General features: G+C 65.0%; 6 protein-coding genes. 4 read left to right on the forward strand and 2 right to left on the reverse strand.

Annotated features, from left to right (window positions below; all coding sequences use genetic code 11):
- The 3 genes from QZ269_RS12205 to QZ269_RS12215 all read left to right on the forward strand — a co-directional run.
- A partial coding sequence (locus QZ269_RS12205; RefSeq protein ID WP_291426980.1) for a M20/M25/M40 family metallo-hydrolase occupies positions 1–237 on the forward strand: 237 nt, incomplete at its 5' end.
- 162 nt (positions 238–399) lie between these two features.
- Entirely contained in the window at positions 400–2,157 is a 1,758-nt protein-coding gene (locus QZ269_RS12210) for an SLC13 family permease (RefSeq protein WP_291426981.1), read from the forward strand.
- A gap of 64 nt (positions 2,158–2,221) precedes the next feature.
- Complete coding sequence (locus tag QZ269_RS12215; protein ID WP_291426982.1) at positions 2,222–2,845, forward strand: ComF family protein; 624 nt, start codon at positions 2,222–2,224, stop codon at positions 2,843–2,845.
- A 10-nt stretch (positions 2,846–2,855) separates the two neighbouring features.
- Here the strand turns inward: QZ269_RS12215 and QZ269_RS12220 are convergent, their stop codons facing one another.
- Together QZ269_RS12220 and QZ269_RS12225 are read right to left on the reverse strand one after the other, a co-directional pair.
- Positions 2,856–3,392 (reverse strand): DUF1684 domain-containing protein, encoded by a 537-nt coding sequence (locus tag QZ269_RS12220; protein WP_367272297.1) that lies wholly within the window; start codon positions 3,390–3,392, stop codon positions 2,856–2,858.
- Positions 3,389–3,604 carry an RNA-binding S4 domain-containing protein gene (locus QZ269_RS12225; protein WP_291426983.1) on the reverse strand — a complete coding sequence of 72 codons (216 nt, stop codon included), beginning with the start codon at positions 3,602–3,604 and terminating at the stop codon, positions 3,389–3,391. The genes QZ269_RS12220 and QZ269_RS12225 overlap by 4 nt, the downstream gene beginning before the upstream one ends.
- A gap of 146 nt (positions 3,605–3,750) precedes the next feature.
- On the opposite strand from QZ269_RS12225, the gene QZ269_RS12230 reads away from it, so the two are divergent.
- The coding region (locus QZ269_RS12230; RefSeq protein WP_291426984.1) for a hypothetical protein at positions 3,751–4,043 on the forward strand (293 nt) is incomplete at its 3' end.

Genomic DNA, 4,043 nt, shown 5'->3' on the forward strand with positions numbered 1-4,043 from the left:
CGCGCCCAGGGGGGCACCCCGACCTTCAAGGTCAAGACGGGCACCAGCGACATGAACGTGGTTGCCGAGCTGTGGCCGGTGCCGACGCTGGCCTATGGCCCTGGCGACAGCAGCCTTGACCATACCCCCGAGGAACGCCTCGACCTGGCCGAATACGACCGGGCCGTGGCCGTGCTGACCGAGGCCCTGACCCGGCTGGTTGCCCTGCCCAGGGCGGAGACGCAGGCGGCCCAGTAAAGCTGAGTGTGGGAGGTGGGAAGGGGTGAGTGGAACAGGGCGTCTCCACTCTCTCTTTTTTTCTCACCAGCCGCTTAGCGAAAATAAGCTCTCCCCGCCGTGGTCTACCGCTCCCCACCGACCACTTTCCACTCACCTTTTCCTGCCCCTGGAGGTAAAGCCATGACCCCCGTGACTATTCTTCTGATTCTGTTCGTGGCGGCGCTGGTGCTGTTCTCCACCGAACTGATTTCCGTCGATGTGACGGCGCTGGGCCTGCTCTCGGCACTTTTATTGCTGGGCCTCCTAAAACCTAAAGATGCGTTTGCGGGCTTTGGCAGCGACACGGTGCTGACCCTCGCCAGTCTGTTTATCCTGACGCGGGTGCTGCTGCGGGCCGGGGTTATCGAGTGGATCGGCGCGACGCTGGCGCGGCAGGTACGCAAACCGGCGGCGATGCTCCAGGCCATGCTCGGCGCGGTGGCCGGGGTCAGCGCCTTTACCAGCAATACGGCGACCACAGCGGTCTTTTTGCCAGTCGTCTCGGCGGTTTCGCGCCGGGCCGGGATTCCAGCGAGCCGCGCCCTGATGCCCCTGGCGTTCGCCAGTATTTTGGGCGGCACCGTGACTCTGATCGGCACCACGACCAATCTGGTGGTGTCAGGTGCCCTGCCCGCAACAGGCGAAAAACCGCTCGGCTTTTTCGAGCTGGCCTGGGTCGGGATTCCCACAGCGCTGGTGGGTCTGCTGTACCTTTTTTTCGTGGCTCCGCGCCTGCTTCCGACCCGCGACGTACAGCTCGAAGAAACGCTGCGGGCGTATCTGGCCGACCTGACTGTGGCGGCGGGCAGCCCCCTGATCGGCCAGTCGCTGCGGCAGACCAACCTGGGCCGCGATCACGGCCTGACGGTGGTCGCCGTGCGCCGGGGCGCAGAAACCGTGTACGCACCCGGCGCGGATTTCCGTGTGCAGGAGGGCGACACCCTGGCGGTCGAGGGGCCGACCGAGCGCATTTTGGCAGGCAAGAACCTGCTGGGCGTGGTCAGCCGCAGTGAACAGAAGTTGCAGGCCGAGACGGGTGAGGTCGGCGGGCATATCCGGCTGGTCGAGGCGGTGGTCATGCCCGGCGGCCCGCTGATCGGGCGTACCCTCAGCGAAGGCCGGTTCCGTGAGCGCTACGGCTGTAGCGTGCTGGCGCTGCACCGCCGCAACCGCACCACCGAACGTCTGGGAAGGCTACGCATACAGGTGGGAGATGTCCTACTGATTCAGGGAAGTGCCGACCGGGTCGAGAACCTGAATGAACATCTCGCCGTGCTGGGCGACCTCACCGAAAAGCAGAGTGACCTGAAAAAGGCTCCGGCGGCCCTGCTGCTCTTTATCGGCGCGGTTGTGCTGGGCGCCACAGGAGTGTTGCCGCTTAGTGTGGCTGTGGTGGTCGCGGTGGCCCTGTGCCTGATCCTGCGCCTGATTACCCCAGAGGAGGCTTACGGCAGCATCGAATGGCCGGTGATCGTGCTAGTCGCCTGTATGCTGGCCTTCGGTACGGCCTTTGAGCAGACCGGCGCGGCCAAAGTACTGACCGGGGGGCTGTCGCATCTGCTGGCCCCACTGGGGCCGACGGGAATCCTGGCTGCCCTCTTTCTGGTTACGGTGGCCCTGACCCAGCCCATGAGCAATCAGGCGGCGGCGCTGGTCATGTTGCCGCTAGCAATTGGCACGGCCAAAACGCTCGGCTACGATCCGCGCCCCTTTGTTATCGGCATTACGATTGCCGCCAGCAATTCGTTCATTACGCCGCTTGAGCCGTCTTGCATGCTGGTGTACGGGCCGGGGCGCTACAGCTTCATGGATTTTGTCCGGGTCGGCACTGGGCTAACCATCGTGACCTTTATCATATCGATGCTGGTGATTCCGGTGGTCTGGCCTTTTCACCACTGAGCCTTTACCACTGAGTCTGGCCCCCTGTCTTCTGGCTGGCTGACATCCGTTACGATACGGGCCGATGCTTTCACTGCTGCGGCTGCTGCTTCCCCGCGCCTGCCCTGGCTGCGGCGGGCAGCTTGGGCCGCACTCCGGGCTGTGCGCGGCGTGCTCACAGAACTTGCGGGCGCGGGTCGAGTGGCATTCGCCGCTGTGTGCCCAGCCCGCGCCGCATCTGGTGTCGCTCGGGCCCTACCGGGGAGTTGTTCGGCGCAGTATCTGCGCCCTGAAATACAGCGGCGCTCGTGAGCTGGCCCGCCCGCTGGGTCAGGCGCTGGCCGCAGGTGTGCCCAGCGACTGGCGGATCGCGGGGGTGATTCCGGTGCCGCTGCATTCCCGCCGTGAACGTGAGCGCGGTTACAATCAGGCGGCTCTGCTCGCGCAGGTAGTAGCCGACTGCTGCGGGGTGCCTTGTTGTCCGGCGGGCCTCAGGCGACACCGGGCCACGGCGCAGCAGGCCAAACAGCAGGTCGCCGAGCGGGCCGCCAACCTGCAAGGGGCGTTCGGGATCGGCCAGGCGCTTCCTGGCGGCACTCTGCTGCTGCTCGACGATGTGCTGACCACTGGAGAAACCCTGCTGGCCTGCCGGGATGCGCTGCACGCCGCCGGGTACACCGATCTCAAATACGCGGTGCTGGCCCGCTGATCTGGCCGGGTCAGGGCAGGCGCTCACCTGCCGCAACAGCCACGGACAACACGTTCTCGGCGGGTGGCAGCGGACAGGTCCAGCCCTCCGAATAGGCGCAGTAGGGGTGATAGGCCAGATTGAAATCTAGCGTGACCTGCGGCCCCTGAGCGCCGTATTCCACCGGAGCGTCGAGGTAACGGCCTGCGCCGTAGGTCTCGCGCCCGCTGGTGGCGTCCCGGAAGGGAATAAAAACCCGTGCAGGCTGCGTTTCTCCGGGCGGGCCAAAAACGCTCAGGGTGCTGCGCTGGGTACCGCTAGCCGGAAATTCGACCTGTCCCAGCAGGGCCATAAAGCGTATTTCGCCGGTGCTGGTCTGTAGGGGCACTTCTGGCTGGGCGGCGGCGGCGGGCAACAGCGGCACCTGAAACTGCCACGCTTCGTCGGGGTCAAAGTAATGCAGCCCTGTAAAGCCCTGAAGCTCTGGCCCAGCAATAGGCCCACGGCCCGTAGCAAAGTGCTCGTCCTTGCGGCGGCGAAAATCAAGCAACGCTTCGGCGTAACTCACCAGTCGACCTGAACCCGTTGCCCGGCATATTCGACGAGGTCGCCGCGCTGAAGCTTTTTGCGCCTGCGCGTTTCGATCTCGCCGTTGAGCTTGACTTCGCCGTTTTGCACCCGGAATTTAGCCTCGCCACCCGTTTCGACCAGCCCCTCCATCTTCAGGAAATCCTGTAGGTCAACTGTGTCCTGGGGGCCTTTTTCCACGTGATGTGCCATGCGGTCAGCTTAGAGCAGTTTGCCTGAAAAGACCACGCGGTCTGGGCTTTTGAAGTTGGGCGGGAAGGCTGGCCCAGGCGAGTGCGTTCTGCCGCTGCGGGGCTGCGTCTGCCCGGTCTCAGGGAACCGTTTTGCTGGGGGCTGGTTTGCCGCCCGGAGTGGGGCTGGTAGACGGAGTCGGAGTAGCTGCCGGGGTCGGAGTCGCTGACGGAGTCGGAGTGGCTGCCGGGGTCGGAGTGGCTGCGGCTGGGTTAGCTGGCACTGGGTTTGTTAGCACTGGGCTGCCTGAACTCGTCCCGGCTGCTGGGGTGGCCGGATTCGCTGGTCCGCTCGTGGCCGGAGGCATAGTGCTGTCTGCCGTGCCCGTATCGGTGGCCGCCGCATCGGAAGACGCCGTATCGGGGGTGGCCCGGTACTGGGCGGTAAAAATACGCACATC

The sequence above is a fragment of the Deinococcus sp. genome (genome assembly GCF_018260405.1).
GTDB lineage: Bacteria > Deinococcota > Deinococci > Deinococcales > Deinococcaceae > Deinococcus.